Below are 21,231 nucleotides of genomic sequence, written 5' to 3'. Positions count from 1 at the left end.
GCCTGACGCGGCGCCGCGAGCGCCCCCGGCCGGCCTCAAACGGGCAAGTCGAGCAGCTTCTGGAAGGTCATCAACAGGTGGCGGCCCGCCACCGGCTTGTCGAGCAGGCCGCGCACACCGGCGCGACGGGCGCGCACCGGATCGTAGCGGAACGATTGCTCGACCAGGAACAGCACCGGCGTGCGCCCCGCCCCTTCCTGCGACTTGATCGAGCTGCACAGTTCATAAGGTTCGATGCCGGGCGCGGCGGTGTTGATCATCACCAGCGACACCGAGGTTTCGTCGCACAGGCGCACGGCGGCGCGCAGGCTGTCGGTCCAGGCCAGCGGCCGCCGGTGCGCCGGCGGACGATCGCCGAGTATGCGCGCGACGTGGTTGTGGAAAGTGCACTCCTTGTCCACGATCAAAACGGCCCCATCTGGTGGACCATGGCGCAGGCGCGAATAGAAGGCGGGCGTTTCGCAGTCGGGCGCGATGCGCAGGCGGCGCCGGCGCTCGGGCCGCAGCCGCTCGCCGCGCGCGACGCAGGCGGCCTGGGCCTGCACGCGCTGGTCGAGCAGGTCGGCCAGCAGATCGTGCAGCACCAGGCGCTCGACCGGCCTGGCCATGGTCGGCCACAGGGTCGGCCCCGGCGCGCCGATAACCAGGGCGCTGTGCAGCGCACCGGGCGGCAAACAGTCGAGCCGGGCCACGGCGGCCGGGCTGTCGCCATTGACGATATAGACGTCCGGCTCTTGCAAACTGTCTTCGTGCAGGCAAAAATACGACGGGCCCGCGCCCGGCACGCGGACCAGCATGGCTTCCAGGCGTGCGAACTCATCGGGCGAAAACCCGAGTAGACGAACGGTGAACGGACTACAAGAAACGGTCATCGGTAACGCCCCTTCCTGGCATAGCCGGACGTGATCTGGCTCAATCTAGCACAAGTGCGCAAACCGAAAAGCACAACACGTTGGCGGAATACTGTATATTTATCCAGTAAAAAAGCCTAACCTTTTCCGCCCGACAAGATAGAATGCGCAAGCATTCGACAAACATTCATCAGTATGGCCTCCAAGAAACCTGCTCCAGACTATAGCGAGTCATCCATCCGCGTCCTCAAGGGACTCGAACCTGTGAAACAGCGCCCGGGCATGTACACCCGGACCGAGAACCCGCTCCACATCATCCAGGAAGTGATCGACAACGCCTCGGACGAGGCGCTGGGCGGCCACTGCAAGAACATCGGCGTCACGCTCAACCCGGACGGTTCGATCACGGTCGAGGACGATGGCCGCGGCATTCCGGTCGGCATCCACCCGGAAGAAGGCGTCTCCACGGTCGAGATCGTGTTCACGCGCCTGCACGCCGGCGGCAAGTTCGACAAGGGTTCGGGCGGCGCCTACGCCTTCTCGGGCGGCCTGCACGGCGTCGGCGTGTCGGTGACCAACGCGCTGTCCAAGCGCCTGGAAATCACCGTGTGGCGCAAAGACGACGCCGGCAACGGCGTGCACAATCTGGTGTTCGCCGACGGCGACGTGATCGAACCATTGAGCTCGTCCCCCGCCGAGCGCGGCGGCAAGAAGAACGGCACCCGCGTCACCGCCTGGCCGGACGGCAAGTATTTCGATTCCCCGAACATCCCGCTGGGCGACCTGCAGCGCCTGCTGCGCTCGAAAGCCGTGCTGCTGCCGGGCGTGACCGTCACCCTGACCAACGCCAAGGGCGAAGTCCAGACCTGGCGCTACGACGAAGGCCTGCGCGGCTACCTGACCGAAGCGCTGGCGCAAGGCTCGAACGGCGAGACCGTGATCCCGCTGTTCGAAGGCGCGCAATTTGCGGCCGCGGGCGACGAAGGCTTCGCCGAAGGTGAAGGCGCGGCCTGGGTCGTGGCCTGGACCGAAGAAGGCGGCGTGGTGCGTGAGTCCTACGTCAACCTGATCCCGACGCCGAGCGGCGGCACCCACGAAGCCGGCCTGCGCGACGGCCTGTTCGGCGCGGTGAAGAACTTCGTCGAGCTGCACGGCCTGCTGCCGAAAGGCGTCAAGCTGCTGCCGGAAGACGTGTTCGCGCGCACTTCGTTCGTGCTGTCGGCCAAGGTGCTCGATCCGCAATTCCAGGGCCAGACCAAGGAACGCCTGAATTCGCGCGACGCGGTGAAACTGGTGTCGACCTTCACCAAGCCGCCGCTCGAGCTGTGGCTGAACCAGCACGTCGAATACGGCAAGAAACTGGCCGAGCTGGTGATCAAGCAGGCCCAGTCGCGCCTGCGCTCGCTGCAGAAGGTCGAGAAGAAGAAGTCGTCCGGCGTGGCCGTGTTGCCGGGCAAGCTGACCGATTGCGAATCGAGCGACATCACCCGCAACGAACTGTTCCTGGTCGAGGGCGACTCGGCCGGCGGTTCGGCCAAGATGGGCCGCGACAAGGAATTCCAGGCGATCCTGCCGCTGCGCGGCAAGGTGCTCAACTCCTGGGAAACCGACCGCGACCGCCTGTTCGCCAACAACGAGATCCACGACATCGCGGTGGCGATCGGCGTCGATCCGCACGGCGCCGGCGATGCGCCCGACCTGTCGGGTCTGCGCTACGGCAAGATCTGCATCCTGTCCGATGCGGACGTGGACGGCTCGCACATCCAGGTGCTCTTGTTGACGCTGTTCTTCAAGCACTTCCCGGCCCTGTTCAGGAACGGCAACATCTGCATCGCGCGTCCGCCGCTGTACCGCGTCGACGTGCCGGCGCGCGGCAAGAAGCCGATCCAGAAGCTGTACGCGCTGGACGACGGCGAACTGCTGGCGATCGAGGACAAGCTCAAGAAAGAAGGCCTGAAGGAAGGCAGCTGGGGCATCTCGCGCTTCAAGGGCCTGGGCGAGATGAATGCCGAGCAGCTGTGGGAAACCACCATGAATCCGGATACGCGCCGCCTGCTGCCGGTCTCGTTCGGCGAATACGACCTGGCGGAATCCGCGTCGCGCTTCAATATGCTGATGGGCAAGGGCGAAGCGGCTGCGCGCCGGGCCTGGATCGAGGAACACGGCAACGAAACGGAAGCGGATATCTGATGAGGTAATGGCTGTTCACGCTTAACTTGGGTTCCCGCCTTCGCGGGAATGACGGTCTTTCGGGTGGTGGTACTAACACTGCCGCGAAATAGTTCACTGAGTTATACGTGAAACCGTCATCCCCGCGCAGGCGGGGATCCAAGTTTCCCCGAGCAGCCACTAGCGCCCGCAAAGAACACCGAACAAACACCATGACAAACCAAGCAAGCCTCTTCGAACAACAACACGAGCCTTCGGACGACGCCGAAACGCTCACCCTTTCCACCTTCGCCGAGCGCGCCTACCTCGACTACGCCGTCTCGGTGGTCAAGGGCCGCGCCCTGCCCGACGTGTCGGACGGCCAGAAGCCGGTCCAGCGCCGCATCCTGTACGCGATGAACGAACTGGGCCTGGGCCCGACCGCCAAGCCGCGCAAATCGGCCGCCGTGGTCGGCGACGTGCTGGGTAAGTTGCACCCGCACGGCGACCAGTCGGTGTACGACGCGCTGGTGCGCATGGCGCAGGACTTCTCGCTGCGCTATCCGCTGATCGACGGCCAGGGCAACTTCGGCTCGCGCGACGGCGACGGCGCCGCGGCGATGCGCTATACCGAAGCCCGTTTGACCCCGATCTCGCGCCTGCTGCTCGACGAAATCGACATGGGCACGGTCGACTTCCAGCCGAACTATGACGGCTCGACCAACGAGCCGCGCACGCTGCCGGCACGCCTGCCGATGGTGCTGCTCAATGGCGCCTCCGGCATCGCGGTCGGCCTGGCCACCGAGATCCCGTCGCACAACCTGCGCGAAGTGGCATCGGCCGCGGTGGCGATGATCCGCAATCCGAAGATCACCCACGCCGAGCTGATGACCTTGATCCCCGGCCCGGACTTCCCGGGCGGCGGCCAGATCATCACCCCGGCCTCGAACATCGCCGACATGTATGCGGTCGGGCGCGGTTCGATGAAGGTGCGCGCGCGCTGGAAGATCGAGGAACTGGCGCGCGGCCAGTGGCAGGCCGTCGTGTACGAACTGCCGCCGGGCTGCTCGTCGCAGCGCGTGCTGGAAGAGATCGAAGAGCTGACCAACCCGAAAGTCAAGCTGGGCAAGAAGGCGCTGCTGCCGGAACAGCTGGCGCTGAAGAACACCATCCTCGGCGCGCTCGACGCGGTGCGCGACGAATCCGGCCGCGAAGCGCCGGTGCGCCTGGTGTTCGAGCCGAAGTCGAAGAACCAGGATCAGAACGAATTCATGCTGATGCTGCTGGCGCATACGTCGCTCGAGAGCTCGGCGCCGATCAACCTGGTGATGATCGGCGGCGACGGCCGTCCGCGCCAGAAGGGTCTCACCGCGATCATCCAGGAGTGGATCGACTATCGCTTCGTCACCGTCCGTCGCCGGACCGAATTCAGGCTGGGCAAGGTCAACGACCGCATCCACATCCTGGAAGGCCGCGAAACGGTGCTGCTGAACATCGACAAGGTGATCGCCATCATCCGTAATTCGGACGAGCCGAAGGCGGCGCTGATCGAAGAATTCCGCCTGAGCGAGCGCCAGGCCGAGGACATCCTCGAGATCCGCCTGCGCCAGCTGGCGCGCCTGGAAGCGATCAAGATCCAGCAAGAGCTGGCCGAGCTGCGCAATGAAAAGGAAAAGCTGCAGGATCTGCTGGAGAACCAGTCGTCGATGAAGCGCCTGATCATCAAGGAGATCGAGCAGGACGCCAAGGCCTTCGGCGACAACCGCCGCACCGTGATCGAAGAAGCGCAGCGCGCCGTGGCCGAGCAGAAGGTGGTCGACGAGCCGGTGACCGTGATCGTGTCGGAGAAGGGCTGGGTGCGCGCGCGTACCGGCATCGGCCACGACCCGGCGCAGTTCACCTTCAAGGCCGGCGACTCGCTGTACAAGGCCTTCGAGTGCCGTACGGTGGACCACCTGCTGGGCATTGGCGACAACGGCAAGGCGTATTCGGTGCCGGTCAATGCGCTGCCGGGTGCGCGCGGCGACGGCGTGCCGATCACTACGCTGGTCGATCTGTCGGGCGGCGTGCGCATCTTGCACTACTTCGCCGGCAACCCGGACACACGCCTGCTGCTGGCAACCTCGGACGCCTTCGGCTTCATCACCAAGGCCGGCGACATGGTCAGCCGCCTGAAAGGTGGTAAATCGTTCATCACCCTGAACGAAGGCGCGACCCCGCTGCCGCCGCGCATCGTATCGGATGCCGCCGGCGCCATCGCCTGCCTGTCCGAAAAAGGGCGTGTGCTGGTGTTCGGCATCGACGAGATGAAGGTGCTGACCAATGGTGGACGTGGCGTGACGCTGATGGAGCTGGAGCCGAAGGAAACCCTGCTGGCGGCGCAGCCGATCACGCAGAAGGGCGTGAACGTGATCGGCACCTGGTCGGGCGACAAGGCGCGTACCGTGGAACTGTTCGCATCGGGGCTGGAGCCGCACTTCGGCAAGCGCTCGCGCAAGGGCAAGGCCTTGTCGGCGCGCCTGAAGGCGCAAGACCTGGCGATGCGGGCGGAAGGTTAACGCATCCGTAACCGCCTCTCTTTGATCCGTCATCCCCGCGAAGGCGGGGATCCAAGTTTGCCCGCACGCTGAAACGCATCTTAGAGACGATATTGGTGCGCACCGGACTTGGATCCCCGCCTTCGCGGGGATGACGGTTTTAAGGGTAACAATGAAAAAAATGCCGGCGCGATGCCGGCATTTTCCATTTCAAGCTAGCTGCTTAGTTCTTGGCGGCAGCCTTGTGCACGTCAGCCTGCGCTTCGGCGCGGACCTTTTCGGTCTTGGCCGCAGCGGTGGCCTTGTCGGCAGCCGCATCGACCTGTGCCTTCAGCACTTTTTCATCGGCCTTGATCATTTTCTTCTCGGCCTTCAGGTTGGCGCCGGCGACCTTGTCTTCCGCCTTGGCGATCGCCTTGGCACGGTCTTCCGGATCGGCTTTGGCAACCTTCGCAGCCGCGTCGGTGTGGGTTTCGACCAGATCGGCGTGCGCTTTCGACTTGGCTTCAGCCGACTTGGCCATCTGCTTGTTCACTTTTTCGTCGGCTTTCACCGCGGTCTTGATTTCTTTCTGTTCGGCCTTGATGATGTCTTTCTCGGCATTCGCTTCGGCCTTGACCACGCGGTTGTCGGCAGCGGTGGTGGCGGTGGTCTGGGCGTGAGCAGCGGTAGCGAACAGGCCGGCGATGAGGGTAGCGATCAGTTTGTTCATGATGTGTTCCTTTCGGTGGTTTCACCGCACAGTTCAGGTGTTCCGTGCGTCGTTGTTGTTCTTCAGTGATTCCAGAATACCGCTGCCACCCCGCCGGGTCTGTTAGTTAGCCCACCGAGAATTTGTCAGAGTTGTAAGCAAAGATTACTGCCGGGAAGGCCCGGCATACAGGTCGATGATGTCGCTGATGCCGTCCTGGCACACCGGACAGAACGCTTCGCTGCGGTCGAACATGATGCATTGCATCGCCGGCCGGTAGTAACCGCTGGCTTCGTAGTTGGCGCCTTCGAAAGCGCCGATCGTGTGGCGATGCGGCTGCTGTGCGAACAAGGCATTGGTCTGCTTCAGGTCTTCGCGGAACAGCGCATTCATCTCGGACTCGGGCCGGTTGGCGGCACGCAGCGCCGCGCGCTTCTTCTGGTAGGCGCGCGATGCTTCTTCATACTGTTCCTTGGGCCACGGCGTCGGCAGCGGCGTGCCCTCCTTCACGTGGCGCTTCCACTTCAGCTTGGACGGGTCGCGCAGCGCGGTGGCGTTCGGCTCCCACGGTTCAGGGCGTCCGCTGGCCGCCGCGTAGGCCACCGGCGAGGTGTAGTACTCGTCGGCCAGGCCGGCGAAGTGGTGGCCGAACTCGTGCACGAACAGGTAGTTGGCCCAGTCGTTGCTGGCCGCGGCGGTGCTGAACTGGCCGAAGATGCCGCCGCCGCCGTAGGTTTCGTTGTTGACCAGGATTTCGATGAACTCGTACGGCGCGTGCTGGGCGATTTCGCGCAGGGCGCGGTTGTCGAGCGTCAGCACATAGCGTTCGCTGCCGAAGATGTCGTAGCGCGTGCCCAGCGCGGACGCGTTGTGCACGCCGGTCGACGGCCGGCTGATGCCGGATTGCTCGGTCGGCACCGCCAGCGCCCACACGTTGAAGTCTTTTGCACGCTCGCGGAACGGCGACACCGAGAACAGGTGCTGCGACAGGCGGCGCGCATCCTGCTCGAACTTCTTCATCTCTTTCCGCGTGTAGCCGTCACCCAGGATCAACAGGTCGACCTTGTCCGGCGACGGCCCGCTGACCTGGATCGGGATCGGCCTGGCCGGCGCCGGCGGCTGCTGGCGGACCACGTCTTGCGCGTTCGGATCGACGTCGATGCTCCACGCCACCGAGAACGCATTGCGCTCGTCGCGCTTGAGGATGCGCACCCGCACCGGCTGCGCAAATTGCGGGAAGCGCACCGATTCCTGGAAGCTGCGGCTGATGCGTCCCGCCTCTTCGGTGCTGCGCCACTCGCCGAACACGGTCGAGAAACCACGCGAATACAGCAGCTCGCCGGTCCGGGCGTCGACCACCTCGAGCCGGTTGTTGCCGCGGTTGGTATCGTCCATGTTGCGCGACAGCTTGCCCGGCCACGGCAGCGGTTCGATCACCACGCGCTCGATCGCGTAGCTTTCATTCAGCGCGTTGCCGCTGTGCGCGTAGTCGAGACGGACGGTGGCCGGCTGGGCGGCGTGGGAAACTGCAGTGATTACGCCGAGCAGCAGCGCGGCAAACGAGTGGAACAGGCGCATCGCGATTCCTCATGAATTGGATCGCAGCATTGTAAGCCTGTCACCGCCGCCGACTTTACTTCATTTGTATTGGTACAGCGGCCGCTGCACCACGATCGGCCGGATGTCGAGCCGTACGTTGTAGACCGAGTATGTTTCGCTGAACGGCGACTGGTAGCCGATGCTCTCGCCGGTGCGCGACAGCTTGAATTCGAAGCCCAGGTCGGGCTGCTCGGCGCTGGCGCTGTCGAGCGACAAGCCGATGGCTTCCGGCTGGTCGCTGTCGATCAGCTTGCCCATCAAATCGACCACGGTGCCGTTGCCGAGGATGTCGGCCGAGAACAGCGGCTCGCGGTAGTACGGCTTGCCGGCGTCGATCTTGCCCTCGGCCTTGTCCGGCGCGGGTGTGAACACACCGCTGGAAAGATTGAAGCGGTCGCCGTTGTCGAGATAGCTCAGGCGGCCGTTGCTGAGGTTGAAGGTGCCGTCGCGGGTGGCGGCGTTGGTGAGGTCGACCAGCAGCGCGCCGCGGTAGCCGATCACCTCGACGTCGCGCTTGGGGCCCACCACCATGGCGGTGTTCTCGTCGATGCCGAGGCCGATCTTGTAGCCCTTGGCCAGCATCGCCGGCAGCATGCGCGCGAAGCGGCCGCGCACCAGCAGGTGCTGGTCGACGAACACGTCGTCGCCGATGAAGCCCAGGCCTTGCGTGATGTGGCGGCCGTCGCTCAGCCCCTGCTTGAGCGTGGCCAGCACCGTGCGCGGCTGGCCGAACATGGTGCTGCTCATGATGGCGGCGCCGGCGCTGGAGCCGGCGATCACGCCGCCGCGCCGGTACATGTTCCACAGGGCGTCGAGCATGCGCGTGTTGCTGCCGTCGGGACGGCGCAGCGCGCGCGTGATGCGGCCCTGGTCGCCGCCGGCGAAATAGGCGCCGCCGGCCGAGCGCACCGCCGCCGCCAGTTCGGCGTCCTCGGCCGCGATGCGGTAGTCGAGCTTGTCGAGGCGCTCGGCCACCGGCACGAAGAAGGCGCGCGCGCCGCTGCGGTTGAAGCGTTCGACCAGCATCCGCGCCGAGCGCTCGGGCGTGGCCGAGGCCGAGGCGAAGACGGCGATGCGCGCGCCCTGCCCGCCGGCGAGTTCGACGATGCGGTCCCAGACCGCGTCGTTGTCGGAACGCAGCGCGCCGCCGACGATGACCAGCGAGCCCTGGGGCTGGCTGGCGGCGCGTGGCGGGGGACTGGGGTGGACCGAATCGGCGGCGGGCGCGGCGTGGACTGCGCTAGCGGACAGTGCCGCCAGCGTCGTCAATGCCGTCAACAATCGCAACGGCGCACGCAGCAGAGAATGAAACAAGACATGGATGGTCTTGAACATGGCGCTTTCCTCGTGGAGTCATCAGCGTAAGCCTGATTCCAGAATCACGTCGCCATGTTGCGTACCATCATGACAGATAAATGTTGGGGAAATATCGCTCCATGAGCGTCTCGGGACGTTGCGGGGACGTGAAGCCGAAGCGCTCGTACAGGCTGTGCGAATCGCTCGTGGCAAGCGTGAAGCGGCGCAGCTTTTGCAGGCTGGGATGGCGCATCACCACGCCGATCAATTGCTTGCCGTAGCCGTGCCCACGGTACTCGGGCACGACGAATACGTCCACCAGGTTGGCGAACGTGGCGAAGTCGGTGATCACGCGCGCGAACGCGATCTGGCGGCCGTCGAGGAAGCCGCCGAAGCACAGCGAGTTCTCGATGGCGCGCTCGACGGTCGGGCGCGAGATGCCCACCGCCCAGGTCGATTGTTCGCTCAGGAAGCGATAGATCATCGGGATGTCGAGCCGGGTCTGGTCGGTGCTGACCTGGAAGCTGGAATCGTTGGTAACCATGATGCCCACGATCTGGCGAAAAATATATTCTATCGCCATTTGTACTTTGCATAACGTCCGTTTGACACCCCGATGCCGCTTTTTTTGCGTCGTTGCCCGCAGTATTGCCCGCAGTAAGCACCTTGCGGGGGAAGCGCCAGCCTCGCGGTTTATAATCGCCGGATCCCCAACCGGAATCTCACCATGACCGAACAATTCTCCAAAAAAGCCGAAGCCTGGTCGGCCCGTTTCTCCGAACCCGTGTCCGATCTCGTCAAGCGCTACACCGCCTCGGTGTTCTTCGACAAGCGCCTGGCCCAGTACGACATCCAGGGCTCGCTGGCGCACGCCGAGATGCTGGCGGCGCAGGGTATCATCAGCGCCGCGGACCGTGCCGAGATCGAGCGCGGCATGGCGCAGATCCGGTCCGAGATCGAGGCCGGCACGTTCGAATGGCTGCTCGACCTGGAAGACGTGCACCTGAACATCGAGAAGCGCCTGACCGAGCTGGTCGGCGACGCCGGCAAGCGCCTGCACACCGGCCGCTCGCGCAACGACCAGGTCGCCACCGACATCCGCCTGTACGTACGCGCCGCAATCGACGACATCGTCGCGCTTTTGCAAAGCCTGCGCGGCGCCCTGACTGATTTGGCCGAGCGCCATCACGACACCATCATGCCGGGCTTCACGCACCTGCAAGTGGCGCAGCCGATCACCTTCGGCCACCACATGCTGGCCTACGTGGAGATGTTCGGCCGCGATGCCGAGCGCATGCTCGACGCGCGCCGCCGCGTGAACCGCCTGCCGCTGGGCGCCGCCGCCCTGGCCGGCACCACCTTCCCGATCGACCGGCTGCGCGTGGCCAAGACGCTGGGCTTCGACGACGTCTGCCACAACTCGCTGGACGCCGTGTCCGACCGCGACTTCGCGATCGAGTTCACCGCCGCCGCGTCGATCCTGATGATGCACATCTCGCGCTTCTCGGAAGAACTGGTCATGTGGATCAGCCCGCGCATCGGCTTCATCGATATCGCCGACCGCTTCTGCACCGGCTCGTCGATCATGCCGCAAAAGAAGAACCCGGACGTGCCGGAACTGGCGCGCGGCAAGACCGGCCGCGTGTACGGTCACCTGACCGGCCTGCTGACCCTGATGAAAGGCCAGCCGCTGGCCTACAACAAGGATAACCAGGAAGACAAGGAACCGCTGTTCGACACCATCGACACCGTCACCGACACGCTGCGCATCTTCACCGACATGGCGTCGGGCATCACGGTGAAAGCCGAGAACATGCGCTCGGCCGCGCTGCAGGGCTACGCCACCGCGACCGACCTGGCCGACTACCTGGTCAAGAAGGGCCTGCCGTTCCGCGATGCGCACGAAGCCGTGGCGCATGCGGTGCGTGAGTGCGATGTCGCCGGTTGCGACCTGTCGGAAATGTCGCTCGAGACGCTGCAAGGCTTCTCGACACTGATCGAGCAGGACGTGTTCGCCGTGCTGACGCTGGAAGGTTCCGTCGCCGCGCGCGACCACGTGGGCGGCACCGCGCCGAACCAGGTGCGCAAGGCGATCGAACGCGTGCGCAAGCAGCTGGCCGAATAATCCCGCTGCATACGACGGGCCGGCGCTTCATGCCCCGGCCCGTTTTTCTTTTCCCCTTTTGAATTGCAAACGATGACTGCACTGCCAGACCGCGACTACGCCGCCTTCCTGTTCGACATGGACGGCACCATCCTGACCTCGATCATCGCCGCCGAGCGCGTGTGGGCCAACTGGGCGCGCAGCCACGGCCTGGACGTCGACGTGTTCCTGCCCACCATCCACGGCAAGCGCGCCGAAGACACGGTGCGCGGCCTCGGCCTGCCGGACATCGACCCGGTCGAGGAAGCCAACAACATCACGCTGTCCGAAATCGCCGACGTCGACGGCATCGAAGCGATCGCCGGCGTGGCCGCCTTCCTGGCCACCCTGCCGGCCGAGCGCTGGGCCATCGTCACCTCGGCCCCGCGCCTGCTGGCCGAGGCGCGCATCGCCGCCGCCGGCCTGCCGCTGCCGGCGGTGCTGGTGTCGGCCGACGACGTCACGCGCGGCAAGCCGGCGCCGGACCCGTTCCTGCTGGGGGCGCAAAAGCTGGGCGTGGCGCCGGAGCAATGTCTGGTGTTCGAAGATACGCTGGCCGGCCTGCAGTCGGCCGAAGCGGCGGGCATGGACAGCATCGTCGTCACGGCCACCCACAAGCATCCGATCGACACCAGCGTGACCGGCGTGCCGGACTACGACGACCTGCGTGCGATCCGTACCGGCGAAGGCTTGCTGCGCCTGCAACGCGCGCGTTCATAGTCAAGCTTGCATGATGCCGGGTCAGCCCCATGTGAATAGAGGACTGGCTTCGGGAGCACATTATGCAGCGCTACAGTAATCGCAGCGGCGAGTCGGGCATCGTCGCCTATGAAATCGGCAGGGATCCGAAAGAACCGGCAATCATCGTCGAGTTCCTGGGTGGGGACCGCTACCTGTACACCGGGCACAGCGCCGGCGTCGAGAACATTGCCAGGATGCAGGAACTGGCCCACGAGGGCCAGGGGTTGTCGACCTTCACCAGCCAGCATGTGCGCGAGCGGTATGCGCGCAAGCTGACATGAGCGGTCAGCTTGCCGGCTCGAATGGATGAACCTGGATATCCGCGTCCGGAAAGGACGCCACCAGTTTCAGCTCGCCACCGAGTGCTTTGACGTAATCCCGCAAGGTGCTCAAGTACATGTCTTCCCGGCGCTCCAGTTTGGACACAGCGGCCTGCTCCACACTCATGGCTTTGGCAACCTCGACCTGCGTCACGTTGCGTGCTTTACGAAGTTCTTGAAGCTGCATCTCGACAAGCATTGCTTCGGCACGTGCAGCCGCACGTGCCTGTGCTTCAGGCGACATTTTGGCGCGTAGTTCGCTAAATTTCCTGGCCATTGCTGTGCCCCTCTCTCGTCAGTATTTCGATGTGCTTGTCATACAGCTTGTCGGCGATCGGTATATTCACTTCATACCATCGATTGTCACCCGTTTTGTCACCTCCAAGCAGGAGAATAGCTGAACGGCGTGGGTCGAATGCGTAGAGAATCCGGTATGGTCGTCCCTCATGCCGAACACGCAACTCTCGCATGTGCGAATGCCGCGAGCCGACAATCCCGGATGTGTGAGGGAAGCCGAGATGCGGACCTCTTTCTTCAAGGAGGCGAACTGACGCATCGATAGATTCTTGTTCGAACTCAGTCAAGGCATCCCACCACATACCAAGCTCATCGGTATATTCAACCTCCCACTGACTTGACATTATTCACTCCGAGGAATATTCCGTCAAGAGCATATTAGGAGTGGTTCGAAAAGGAATCAAGCAAACACATCGGGCCGACGCGGATCGATGGATAGTGAATTTCAGGTAGCTAGCTGCTTGAACGCGGATACGGCGTACCATCCTTGTGGGTCGTGGTATCCGTGGCGCTGTCGTAGCGCATGTCGACGTCGGAATACGTGACCACGTCGCTCTTGTCCCTGGTGCCGCACACCAGGAACACACCATTGCCCCAGCTGCGGTTCACCAGGTGATGACCATTCGGCTTGCCGGCTGGAAAAGCCGCGCAATCGCCGGCGCGCATGATGGTTTCGCCCTCGTCCGTGATCAGGGTCAACTCGCCCGAGATCACCATCACGAACTCGTCTTCGCACGAATGCCAGTGCCGGTGCGCCGAACCGGCGCCCGGCTGCAACTCGACCAGGTTGACGCCGAACTGGGTCAGGCCGCCGGCCTCGCCCAGCCGCTGCTGGCTGCGCCCATCGACCAGCTCGTTGAACTGCTCGGGATAATCACTACCGCCCTGCATCGGGATACTGCTCAAATCCAGTCGGGACATCAGGCTCTCCGTTCGATGGCCGTGGGCGGCGGGGTGCCACCCACGCTGCGGCTAGCAGCTTAACCCGCCTGCTCGCCGCGTTTCTGTACCAGCGTCAGGATATCGTAACTTGCCACCAGCTCGTCGCGCTGGTTGGTGACCTGCACGTCCCACGCCACCACGCCCTGCCCGCGGCCCCGCTCATCGGTACGGTTGCGGTCGACCTTGCGCTTGCAGGTCAGGCGCGCGCGGATGGTGTCGCCGATCGCCACCGGCGCCACGAAACGCAGGTTGTCGAGGCCGTAGTTGGCCAGCACCGGGCCCGGCGCCGGCGACACGAACAGCCCGGCCGCCGCCGACAGCACGAAGTAGCCGTGCGCGATGCGCTGGCCGAACTGGGTGTCCCTGGCCGCGATCTCGTCGAAGTGCATGTAGAAATAGTCGCCCGACACGCCGCCGAAATTGACGATGTCGGCCTCACTCACCGTGCGCCGGTGCGTGAGCAGCGAGTGGCCGGTCTCCAGGTCTTCGAAGTAGCGCCGGAACGGGTGCACCTCGCTTTCCTTGACCGCGCCGCCGCGCACGTATTCGCCGGTGACGGCGCCCAGCATCGTTGGCGAGCCCTGCACCGCGGCGCGCTGCAGGAAGTGCTTGACGGCGCGGATGCCACCCAGCTCTTCGCCGCCGCCGGCGCGGCCCGGGCCACCGTGTTTCAGCTGCGGCAGCGGCGAGCCGTGGCCGGTGGAGTCGACCGCCGCTTCGCGGTCGAGGATCAGGACGCGGCCGTGCGACGCCGCCGCCATCGGCACCGCGTAGGCCGCGATGGCCGGGTCCCTGGTGGCCAGCGTGGTCACCAGGCTGCCCTTGCCGCGCGCGGCCAGGTCGAGCGCTTCGTCGATATCGCGGTAGGTCATCAGGGTGCTGACCGGGCCGAAGGCTTCGATGTCGTGCACCGCGGCGTTGGACGACGCGTTGCGGCACAGGAGCAGCGTCGGCGAGAAGAAGGCGCCATTGCTGCTGCCGTCGCCGACCGGAGCAAAGCCGTCGCGCGCGCCGAACAGGACTTCGTTGCCGCGCGCGAGCAGTTCTACCCGCGCGCTCACGTCGCGGTGCTGGTCCATCGAGGCCAATGCGCCCATGCGCACGCCTTCCATTTTCGGATTGCCGACCGTGATCTTCCTGAGGCGTTCGCGCAGGCGTTCGCCCACCGCGTCCACGTGCGCCTCGGGCACGATCACGCGCCGGATCGCGGTGCACTTCTGGCCGGCCTTGCCGGTCATCTCGCGCGCGACTTCCTTGATGAACAAGTCGAATTCCTCGTCGTCCGGCGTCACGTCCGGGGCCAGGATGGCGCAGTTGAGCGAGTCGGCTTCGGCGGTGAACGGGACCGATTCGCGGATCAGGTTCTGGTTGGCGCGCAGCCTGGCGGCGGTGTCGGCCGAACCCGTGAACGTCACGGCGTCAAAGCCGCCCAGGCGATCCAGCAGGTCGCCGGTGCTGCCGATCACCAGCTGCAGCGCGCCCTCGGGTACCAGGTTCGAGTCCATCATCATCTTGACCACGGCGTAGGTCAGGTAGCTGGTGGCGGTGGCCGGCTTGGCGATGCAGGGCATGGCCGCGAGAAAAGCGGGGGCAAACTTCTCGAGCAGGCCCCAGATCGGGAAGTTGAAGGCGTTGATGTGCACCGCCACGCCGCCGCGCGGGACCAGGATGTGGGTGCCGGCGAAGCCGCCACGCTTGCCCAGCGCGATGGCCGGACCTTCGTGTAGCACGTTCGATGACGGCAGCTCGCGCGAACCCATGCTGGCGTAGGCGAACAGGGTGCCGATGCCGCCTTCGACGTCGACCCAGCTGTCCTGGCGCGTGGCGCCGGTGAGGTGCGAGATCTCGTACAGTTCTTCCTTGCGCTCCATGAGGTACAAGGCGAGCGCTTTCAGGCGCTGGGCGCGTTTCTGGAAGTCGAGGCCCATCAATTGACGGATGCCGGTCTTGCGGGCGTAGCTCAGGGCTTCGTCGAAGTCGATCGGCTCAAGATGGGTGTGATAGATCAGCGCATTGTCCAATGCGCTGTGCAGCGGGGTGTGCGATTGTGCGCCGTGCCAGCGGCCGGCGATCAGGCTTTGTAGTGTCGGAATATTGCCCATGTCTGTCTCCTGTCTGTGCGGCTCTTTGGCCTCAGGCCTTCGGCTTGTGCATGCCGTCGGCGTCGAATGCGATTCGCTTGCGGTCCGGCTCGACCTGTTCCAGCGCGTCGACTTCGCGCATGGTGTTCCGTGAGCGTTCCACCAGTTCGTGATACTGCCTGGTCCCGAAGCTCTTCCAGGCCACATCCTCGTCGGTCAATTCGCGCATCACCTTGGCCGGCGTGCCCATCACCATCGAGCGCGGGGGAATGACCATGCCGGCTTTCACGAAGCTCATCGCGGCAACGATCGACTCGGCGCCGACCACGGCGCCGTCCATCACCACCGCATTCATCCCGACCATCGCATTGCGCCCGACCCGGCAGCCGTGCAGCACGGCCCCATGCCCGATGTGTCCATCCACCTCGACCACCGTATCGTCGCCCGGAAAGCCGTGCATCACGCAGGTATCCTGGACGTTCGCGCCCTCTTCCAGGATCAGCCGCCCGAAGTCGCCGCGCAACGACGCCAGCGGTCCGACATAGCAGCGCGGCCCGACGATCACGTCGCCGATCAGCACCGCGGTCGGGTGCACGTAGGCGCTCGGATGCACTACCGGACGCACGCCGTCGATCTCATACACCTTCACCATACGTTTACACCCGCTCCACGATGATGGCGATGCCCTGGCCGACGCCGATGCACATGGTGCACAGCGCGTAGCGGCCGCCAATGCGGTGCAGCTGGTTCACCGCCGTCGTCACCAGGCGCGCGCCGGATGCGCCCAGCGGGTGGCCGAGCGCGATCGCGCCGCCGTTCGGGTTCACGTGTTCGGCGTCGTCCGGCAGGCCGAGGTCGCGCGTCACCGCCAGGCCCTGCGCGGCAAACGCTTCGTTCAGTTCGATCACGTCCATCTGATCGAGGCGCAGGCCGGTCCGGGCCAGCAGCTTCTTGACGGCCGGCGCCGGACCGAAGCCCATGATGCGCGGCGCCAGGCCGACCGTGGCCATGCCGACCACGCGCGCGCGCGGCGTCAAGCCGTGGCGCGCGGCGGCGTCGCCGGAGGCCAGCAGCAGCGCGCAGGCGCCGTCGTTCAGGCTCGACGCGTTGCCGGCGGTGACCGTGCCATCCGCGGAGACCACGCCTTTCAAGCGCGCCAGCGCATCGAGGCTGGTGTCTGCACGCGGCTGCTCGTCGGTGTCGACCACACGCGAATCCCCTTTCTTTCCGTGGATCGTCACCGGCACGATCTCGTCCCTGAAGAAGCCGTCGGCATGCGCACGCGCCCAGCGCTGCTGGCTGCGCAGCGCGAACGCGTCCTGGTCGCCGCGCGCCACGCCGAATTCGCGCGCCACGTTCTCGGCGGTTTCGGGCATCGAGTCGATGCCGTATGCCGCCTTCATCAGCGGATTGACGAAGCGCCATCCCAGGGTGGTGTCCTCGATCTTCGCGGCGCGCGAGAACGGGCTGTCGGCCTTGCCCATCACGAACGGCGCGCGCGTCATGCTTTCAACGCCGCCGGCGATCACCAGCTGCGCTTCGCCGGTCTTGATCGCGCGCGCGGCGCTGCCGACGGCGTCCATGCCGGAGCCGCACAGGCGGTTGATGGTGTTGCCCGGCACGGCGGGCGGCAGGCCGGCCAGCAGCGCCGCCATGCGGCCGACGTTGCGGTTGTCTTCGCCGGCCTGGTTGGCGCAGCCGTAGAACAGGTCGTCGACGGTTTGCCAGTCCACGTCCTTGTTGCGGGCCATCAGGGCGGCGATCGGCAGCGCGGCCAGGTCGTCGGCACGGATGCCGGACAAGGCGCCGCCGTAGCGGCCGAACGGAGTGCGGATCGAGTCGCAGATGAAAGCGTCGTTCATGGGGGTTCTCCGGATTTCGTTATTTGGGGCGGCGGTCGACCACGCGCCGGGCCTTGCCGGTCAGGGTGCGCTCGATGCCCTGCGGCGCCATCAGGGTCACGCGCGTGGTGACGCCGACATAGGTCTTGATGCAGTGCTGCAGTTCGCGGCTCAGCGCATCGACGGCGTCGGGCGCGAGCGAAGCGTCACGCAGTTCGCCCAGCACCTCCAGCGTGTCGAGATGGCCGTCGCGCGCCACCACCAGCTGGTACTGCGGCGCCAGCGCCGGCATCTTCAACACCAGTTCTTCGATCTGGCTCGGGAACACGTTGACGCCGCGGATGATCAGCATGTCGTCCGAGCGGCCGGTGATGCGGCCCATGCGGCGCATCGAGCGCGAGGTCGGCGGCAGCAATCGCGTGAGGTCGCGCGTGCGGTAGCGGATGATCGGCAGCGCTTCCTTGGTCAGCGAGGTGAATACCAGTTCGCCCTCTTCGCCGTCCGGCAGCACTTCGCCGGTGTCGGGGTCGATGATCTCGGGGTAGAAATGGTCTTCCCAGATCACCGGGCCGTCCTTGCTCTCGATGCACTCGCTGGCCACGCCCGGGCCCATCACCTCGGACAAACCATAGATGTCGACCGCGTCGATGCCGGCGCGGGTCTCGATCTCGCGCCGCATGGCGTCGGTCCACGGCTCGGCGCCGAAGATGCCGACCTTGAGCGAGGACTGCGCCGGGTCGATCCCCTGGCGCGCGAATTCCTCGACGATGTTCAGCATGTACGACGGCGTGACCATGATGATCGACGGCTTGAAGTCGCAGATCAGCTGCACCTGCTTCTCGGTCTGGCCGCCCGACATCGGGATCACGGTGCAGCCCAGGCGCTCGGCGCCGTAGTGCGCGCCCAGGCCGCCGGTGAACAGGCCGTAGCCATAGGAGATGTGCACCAGGTCGCCCTTGCGCCCGCCGGCGGCGCGGATCGAGCGCGCCACCACATTGGCCCAGGTGTCGATGTCGTTCTGGGTGTAGCCGACCACGGTCGGCTTGCCGGTGGTGCCGGACGAGGCGTGCACGCGCACCACCTGCTCGCGCGGCACGGCAAACAGGCCGAACGGGTAGTTGTCGCGCAGCGTCTTTTTTTCAGTGAACGGAAACCTGGCCAGGTCGGCCAGCGATTTGAGGTCGCTCGGGTGCACGCCGGCTTCATCGAACGCGGCGCGGTAATGCGGCACGTTGTCGTAGGCGTGCTGCAGCGTCCATTTCAGGCGCTGCAGCTGGAGCGCCTGCAGCTCGTCGCGGCTGGCGCGTTCGATCGGTTCCAGGTCGCCTGGAGCGGGATTTCGTTGGACCATCGCGGCCTCCTTTCTCGTTGAATCAGGCGATCACTTCTGCCACCAGGCCGCCGACGCGGTGCGACTTGCCGCGAAACAGCGCGATCTTGCGTCCCTCGCTGTCGCTCACCGTCACGTCATAGACGCCGGTCTTGCCCTGCAAGGCTTGCTCCACCGCTTCCGCCACCAGCACGTCGCCCGCGCGGCCCGGGGCCAGGTATTCGATCGTGCAGCCGGCGCCGACGGTGTTGAGGTTGTGCGAATTGCAGGCGAAGGCGAAGGCGCTGTCAGCCAGCATGAAGATGTAGCCGCCGTGGGCGGTGCCGTGGCCGTTGAGCATGTCGGGGCGCACCGTCATCGACATGCGCGCGTAGCCGGGCTTGATCGCGTCCAGTGTCATGCCCAGCGCCTGGCTGGCCGGGTCGCGTTCGAACATCGTGCGGCCGGCCAGCTCGGCCAACTGTTGCGGGTGCAGCGCATCCATGCTCACTCTCCCTTGAATTGCGCCGGGCGCTTGGCCATGAAGGCGGCCACGCCTTCGCGGTAGTCGTGGCTGTAGCCGAGTTCGCGCATCATGCCGGCTTCCAGCTGCAGCTGGTCTTCCAGCGTGTTGGTATAGCTGGCCTGGATGGCACGCTTGGTGAAAGCGAGGCCTTTGGTTGGCGCGGCGGCGAAGTGTTCGGCCATGGCCAGGGCTTCGCCCATCAGGGCTTCGTCGGGGACGCAGCGCCAGATCAGGCCCCATTCCTCGGCCTTCTCGGCAGTCAGCTTGTCGCCCAGCAGGGCCAGGCCCATGGCGCGCGCGTGGCCGATCAGGCGCGGCAGGTGCCAGGTGCCGCCGGTGTCGGGAATCAGGCCCAGTTTGCAGAAGGCTTCGATGAAGCTGGCCGACTTGGCGGCCAGCACGATGTCGCAGGCCAGCGCCAGGTTGGCGCCGGCGCCGGCGGCGACGCCGTTGACGGCGCAGATGACGGGCATCGGCAGGTTCTTCAGGGCCAGCACCAGCGGGGCGTAGAATTTTTCGACCGATTCGCCCAGGTCGACGCCGGGGGCGCCGGGTTCGACGGCGCGGTCGTTCAGGTCCTGGCCGGCGCAGAAACCGCGGCCGGCGCCGGTGAGCACGAGGACGCGGGCGGATTTGTCTTCCTGCAGCTTGTTCAAGGCGTCACGCACTTCGTGGTGCATGGATTGGGTGAAGCTGTTCAGGCGATCGGGGCGGTTCAGGGTGAGGACGGCGATGCCGTTGTCGATCTTGAACTGGATGGTTGCGTAGGTCATGGCGGTCTCCGTGATGGTGTTATGGTGTCGCGACGCCTGAGCGCTATTCGGCGATGTCGAAGTCGACCACCACCTTGTCGGTCACCGGAAAACTCTGGCAACTCAGCACGAACCCGCGCGCCACTTCGTAATCCTCGAGCGCGTAGTTCACGTCCATCTCGACCTCGCCGTCGAGCACCTTGCAGCGGCAGGTCGAGCACACGCCGCCCTTGCACGAGTAGCGCATGTCGATGCCGGCGCGCAGGCCGGCTTCCAGCAGCGATTCCTTGTCCTTGTCCATCGTGAAGCTGGCGGCGCTGCCGTCCATGATCACGGTGACTTCGGTCTGGTGGCGGGCGTCGAGCGAAACGTCGCGCGGCTTGCGTTCGCGGGTGGGCGCGCTGGCGGCGAACAGCTCGATGCGGATCTGCTCCTTCGCCAACCCGGCGGTCTGCAAGGCGCGCGAGACGCCGTGCATCATGTCTTCCGGGCCGCAGATGAAGGCGACGTCGATGTCGCGGATGTCGATCCAGCCGTCCAGCAGCTGGCCGCACTTGGCCTCGTTGATGCGGCCGTTGAACAGTTCGATGTCCTGCTGTTCGCGGCTCATCACGTACACTAGGCGCAGGCGGCCCAGGTACTGGTCTTTCAGGTCGGTCAGCTCGTCGCGGAAGATCACGGTCGACGAGGCGCGGTTGCCGTAGACGATGGTGAAGCGGCTTTCGGGTTCGGCCTGCAAGGTGGTCTTCACGATCGACAGGATCGGCGTGATGCCGCTGCCGGCGGCGAAGGCCAGGTAATGGCGGCGGCTGGCCGCGTCCAGCGGCACGTTGAAGTTGCCGCTCGGGGGCATGACCTCGAGCTGCATCCCGGGCTGCAAACGCTCGGTGGCCCAGTTCGAGAACAGGCCGCCGCTGCAGCGCTTGATGGCCACGCGCAGGCGCTCGTCCTGCACGGCGGAGCAGATCGAATACGAGCGGCGCACGTCTTCGCCGTCGATGCTGGTGCGCAGGGTGAGGTACTGGCCCTGGCGGTAGGCGAAGGTGTCCTTCAGTTCGGGCGGCACATCGAAGGTGACGGCGATGGCGTCGCGCGTCTCGTGCTTCACCTGCGCCACGGTCAATGGATAGAATTTGCTCATTCGGGCCTCATTGGGC

At 65.4% G+C, this 21,231-nt stretch carries 20 protein-coding genes; 5 read left to right on the top strand and 15 right to left on the bottom strand.

The genetic code is table 11. From position 1 onward, the window contains the following. Window positions 1-35: 35 nt before the first annotated feature. Entirely contained in the window at window positions 36-872 is an 837-nt protein-coding gene (locus tag QPK27_RS07575; protein WP_290417603.1) for a two-component system response regulator, read from the bottom strand. Between the two features lie 174 nt (window positions 873-1,046). On the opposite strand from QPK27_RS07575, the gene QPK27_RS07570 reads away from it, so the two are divergent. Together QPK27_RS07570 and parC are read left to right on the top strand one after the other, a co-directional pair. Beyond that, window positions 1,047-3,041 carry a DNA topoisomerase IV subunit B gene (locus tag QPK27_RS07570; RefSeq protein ID WP_290417602.1) on the top strand — a complete coding sequence of 665 codons (1,995 nt, stop codon included), beginning with the start codon at window positions 1,047-1,049 and terminating at the stop codon, window positions 3,039-3,041. Between the two features lie 191 nt (window positions 3,042-3,232). Then, window positions 3,233-5,557, top strand: coding sequence for a DNA topoisomerase IV subunit A (gene parC, locus QPK27_RS07565; RefSeq protein WP_290417601.1), 2,325 nt, complete (start codon window positions 3,233-3,235; stop codon window positions 5,555-5,557). Window positions 5,558-5,759: 202 nt separating this feature from the next. On the opposite strand, the gene QPK27_RS07560 is transcribed toward parC, so the two are convergent. The 4 genes from QPK27_RS07560 to QPK27_RS07545 all read right to left on the bottom strand — a co-directional run bounded on the left by QPK27_RS07560 (window position 5,760) and on the right by QPK27_RS07545 (window position 9,666). Next, a complete protein-coding gene (locus tag QPK27_RS07560; RefSeq protein WP_290417600.1) occupies window positions 5,760-6,248 on the bottom strand; it encodes a hypothetical protein in 489 nt (162 codons plus the stop codon). Between the two features lie 144 nt (window positions 6,249-6,392). Next, window positions 6,393-7,805: an IgA Peptidase M64 gene (locus QPK27_RS07555; protein WP_290417599.1), complete on the bottom strand. Its 1,413-nt coding sequence runs from the start codon at window positions 7,803-7,805 to the stop codon at window positions 6,393-6,395. Between the two features lie 60 nt (window positions 7,806-7,865). After that, window positions 7,866-9,161: a cyanophycinase gene (locus tag QPK27_RS07550; protein WP_290417598.1), complete on the bottom strand. Its 1,296-nt coding sequence runs from the start codon at window positions 9,159-9,161 to the stop codon at window positions 7,866-7,868. A 67-nt stretch (window positions 9,162-9,228) separates the two neighbouring features. After that, a complete protein-coding gene (locus QPK27_RS07545; RefSeq protein ID WP_290417697.1) occupies window positions 9,229-9,666 on the bottom strand; it encodes a GNAT family N-acetyltransferase in 438 nt (145 codons plus the stop codon). 183 nt (window positions 9,667-9,849) lie between these two features. Between QPK27_RS07545 and argH the strand changes: the two genes are divergently transcribed. From argH to QPK27_RS07530, 3 genes are all read left to right on the top strand, one after another. Further along, on the top strand, window positions 9,850-11,247 hold the full coding sequence (gene argH / locus QPK27_RS07540) for an argininosuccinate lyase (RefSeq protein ID WP_290417597.1): 1,398 nt from the start codon (window positions 9,850-9,852) through the stop codon (window positions 11,245-11,247). 72 nt (window positions 11,248-11,319) lie between these two features. Continuing rightward, entirely contained in the window at window positions 11,320-11,985 is a 666-nt protein-coding gene (locus QPK27_RS07535; RefSeq protein WP_290417596.1) for an HAD-IA family hydrolase, read from the top strand. A gap of 62 nt (window positions 11,986-12,047) precedes the next feature. Continuing rightward, window positions 12,048-12,287: a hypothetical protein gene (locus QPK27_RS07530; RefSeq protein ID WP_290417595.1), complete on the top strand. Its 240-nt coding sequence runs from the start codon at window positions 12,048-12,050 to the stop codon at window positions 12,285-12,287. Window positions 12,288-12,291: 4 nt separating this feature from the next. On the opposite strand, the gene QPK27_RS07525 is transcribed toward QPK27_RS07530, so the two are convergent. The 10 genes from QPK27_RS07525 to paaE all read right to left on the bottom strand — a co-directional run bounded on the left by QPK27_RS07525 (window position 12,292) and on the right by paaE (window position 21,215). After that, window positions 12,292-12,603 (bottom strand): XRE family transcriptional regulator, encoded by a 312-nt coding sequence (locus QPK27_RS07525; protein WP_290417594.1) that lies wholly within the window; start codon window positions 12,601-12,603, stop codon window positions 12,292-12,294. Continuing rightward, entirely contained in the window at window positions 12,587-12,967 is a 381-nt protein-coding gene (locus tag QPK27_RS07520; protein ID WP_290417593.1) for a type II toxin-antitoxin system RelE/ParE family toxin, read from the bottom strand. The genes QPK27_RS07525 and QPK27_RS07520 overlap by 17 nt, the downstream gene beginning before the upstream one ends. A 109-nt stretch (window positions 12,968-13,076) precedes the next feature. Next, entirely contained in the window at window positions 13,077-13,544 is a 468-nt protein-coding gene (locus QPK27_RS07515; protein WP_290417592.1) for a cupin domain-containing protein, read from the bottom strand. Between the two features lie 59 nt (window positions 13,545-13,603). Then, complete coding sequence (gene paaZ / locus QPK27_RS07510; RefSeq protein ID WP_290417591.1) at window positions 13,604-15,667, bottom strand: phenylacetic acid degradation bifunctional protein PaaZ; 2,064 nt, start codon at window positions 15,665-15,667, stop codon at window positions 13,604-13,606. Between the two features lie 31 nt (window positions 15,668-15,698). Beyond that, entirely contained in the window at window positions 15,699-16,298 is a 600-nt protein-coding gene (gene paaY / locus QPK27_RS07505) for a phenylacetic acid degradation protein PaaY (RefSeq protein WP_290417590.1), read from the bottom strand. Between the two features lie 4 nt (window positions 16,299-16,302). After that, a complete protein-coding gene (gene pcaF, locus QPK27_RS07500) occupies window positions 16,303-17,508 on the bottom strand; it encodes a 3-oxoadipyl-CoA thiolase (protein WP_290417589.1) in 1,206 nt (401 codons plus the stop codon). A 19-nt stretch (window positions 17,509-17,527) separates the two neighbouring features. Then, complete coding sequence (gene paaK / locus QPK27_RS07495) at window positions 17,528-18,838, bottom strand: phenylacetate--CoA ligase PaaK (protein WP_290417588.1); 1,311 nt, start codon at window positions 18,836-18,838, stop codon at window positions 17,528-17,530. Window positions 18,839-18,860: 22 nt separating this feature from the next. Beyond that, window positions 18,861-19,301: a hydroxyphenylacetyl-CoA thioesterase PaaI gene (gene paaI / locus QPK27_RS07490; RefSeq protein WP_290417587.1), complete on the bottom strand. Its 441-nt coding sequence runs from the start codon at window positions 19,299-19,301 to the stop codon at window positions 18,861-18,863. A 2-nt stretch (window positions 19,302-19,303) separates the two neighbouring features. Further along, window positions 19,304-20,095: a 2-(1,2-epoxy-1,2-dihydrophenyl)acetyl-CoA isomerase PaaG gene (paaG, locus tag QPK27_RS07485; RefSeq protein WP_290417586.1), complete on the bottom strand. Its 792-nt coding sequence runs from the start codon at window positions 20,093-20,095 to the stop codon at window positions 19,304-19,306. Between the two features lie 43 nt (window positions 20,096-20,138). After that, complete coding sequence (gene paaE / locus QPK27_RS07480) at window positions 20,139-21,215, bottom strand: 1,2-phenylacetyl-CoA epoxidase subunit PaaE (protein WP_290417585.1); 1,077 nt, start codon at window positions 21,213-21,215, stop codon at window positions 20,139-20,141. Between the last annotated feature and the right edge of the window lie 16 nt (window positions 21,216-21,231).

Origin of the sequence: Massilia sp. YIM B02443 (assembly GCF_030411955.1) — a bacterium.
In the GTDB taxonomy this organism is placed as follows: Bacteria; Pseudomonadota; Gammaproteobacteria; order Burkholderiales; family Burkholderiaceae_D; genus Telluria.
The sequence above is the reverse complement of the archived record's forward strand: the minus strand, read 5'-3'. Positions and strand labels throughout refer to the sequence as shown.

Coding starts and splice junctions, on each gene's coding strand:
- QPK27_RS07575 (WP_290417603.1), bottom strand. CDS start 872: ATGACCGTTTCTTGTAGTCCGTTCACCGTTCGTCTACTCGGGTTTTCG.
- QPK27_RS07570 (WP_290417602.1), top strand. CDS start 1,047: ATGGCCTCCAAGAAACCTGCTCCAGACTATAGCGAGTCATCCATCCGC.
- parC (WP_290417601.1), top strand. CDS start 3,233: ATGACAAACCAAGCAAGCCTCTTCGAACAACAACACGAGCCTTCGGAC.
- QPK27_RS07560 (WP_290417600.1), bottom strand. CDS start 6,248: ATGAACAAACTGATCGCTACCCTCATCGCCGGCCTGTTCGCTACCGCT.
- QPK27_RS07555 (WP_290417599.1), bottom strand. CDS start 7,805: ATGCGCCTGTTCCACTCGTTTGCCGCGCTGCTGCTCGGCGTAATCACT.
- QPK27_RS07550 (WP_290417598.1), bottom strand. CDS start 9,161: ATGTTCAAGACCATCCATGTCTTGTTTCATTCTCTGCTGCGTGCGCCG.
- QPK27_RS07545 (WP_290417697.1), bottom strand. CDS start 9,666: ATGGTTACCAACGATTCCAGCTTCCAGGTCAGCACCGACCAGACCCGG.
- argH (WP_290417597.1), top strand. CDS start 9,850: ATGACCGAACAATTCTCCAAAAAAGCCGAAGCCTGGTCGGCCCGTTTC.
- QPK27_RS07535 (WP_290417596.1), top strand. CDS start 11,320: ATGACTGCACTGCCAGACCGCGACTACGCCGCCTTCCTGTTCGACATG.
- QPK27_RS07530 (WP_290417595.1), top strand. CDS start 12,048: ATGCAGCGCTACAGTAATCGCAGCGGCGAGTCGGGCATCGTCGCCTAT.
- QPK27_RS07525 (WP_290417594.1), bottom strand. CDS start 12,603: ATGGCCAGGAAATTTAGCGAACTACGCGCCAAAATGTCGCCTGAAGCA.
- QPK27_RS07520 (WP_290417593.1), bottom strand. CDS start 12,967: ATGTCAAGTCAGTGGGAGGTTGAATATACCGATGAGCTTGGTATGTGG.
- QPK27_RS07515 (WP_290417592.1), bottom strand. CDS start 13,544: ATGTCCCGACTGGATTTGAGCAGTATCCCGATGCAGGGCGGTAGTGAT.
- paaZ (WP_290417591.1), bottom strand. CDS start 15,667: ATGGGCAATATTCCGACACTACAAAGCCTGATCGCCGGCCGCTGGCAC.
- paaY (WP_290417590.1), bottom strand. CDS start 16,298: ATGGTGAAGGTGTATGAGATCGACGGCGTGCGTCCGGTAGTGCATCCG.
- pcaF (WP_290417589.1), bottom strand. CDS start 17,508: ATGAACGACGCTTTCATCTGCGACTCGATCCGCACTCCGTTCGGCCGC.
- paaK (WP_290417588.1), bottom strand. CDS start 18,838: ATGGTCCAACGAAATCCCGCTCCAGGCGACCTGGAACCGATCGAACGC.
- paaI (WP_290417587.1), bottom strand. CDS start 19,301: ATGGATGCGCTGCACCCGCAACAGTTGGCCGAGCTGGCCGGCCGCACG.
- paaG (WP_290417586.1), bottom strand. CDS start 20,095: ATGACCTACGCAACCATCCAGTTCAAGATCGACAACGGCATCGCCGTC.
- paaE (WP_290417585.1), bottom strand. CDS start 21,215: ATGAGCAAATTCTATCCATTGACCGTGGCGCAGGTGAAGCACGAGACG.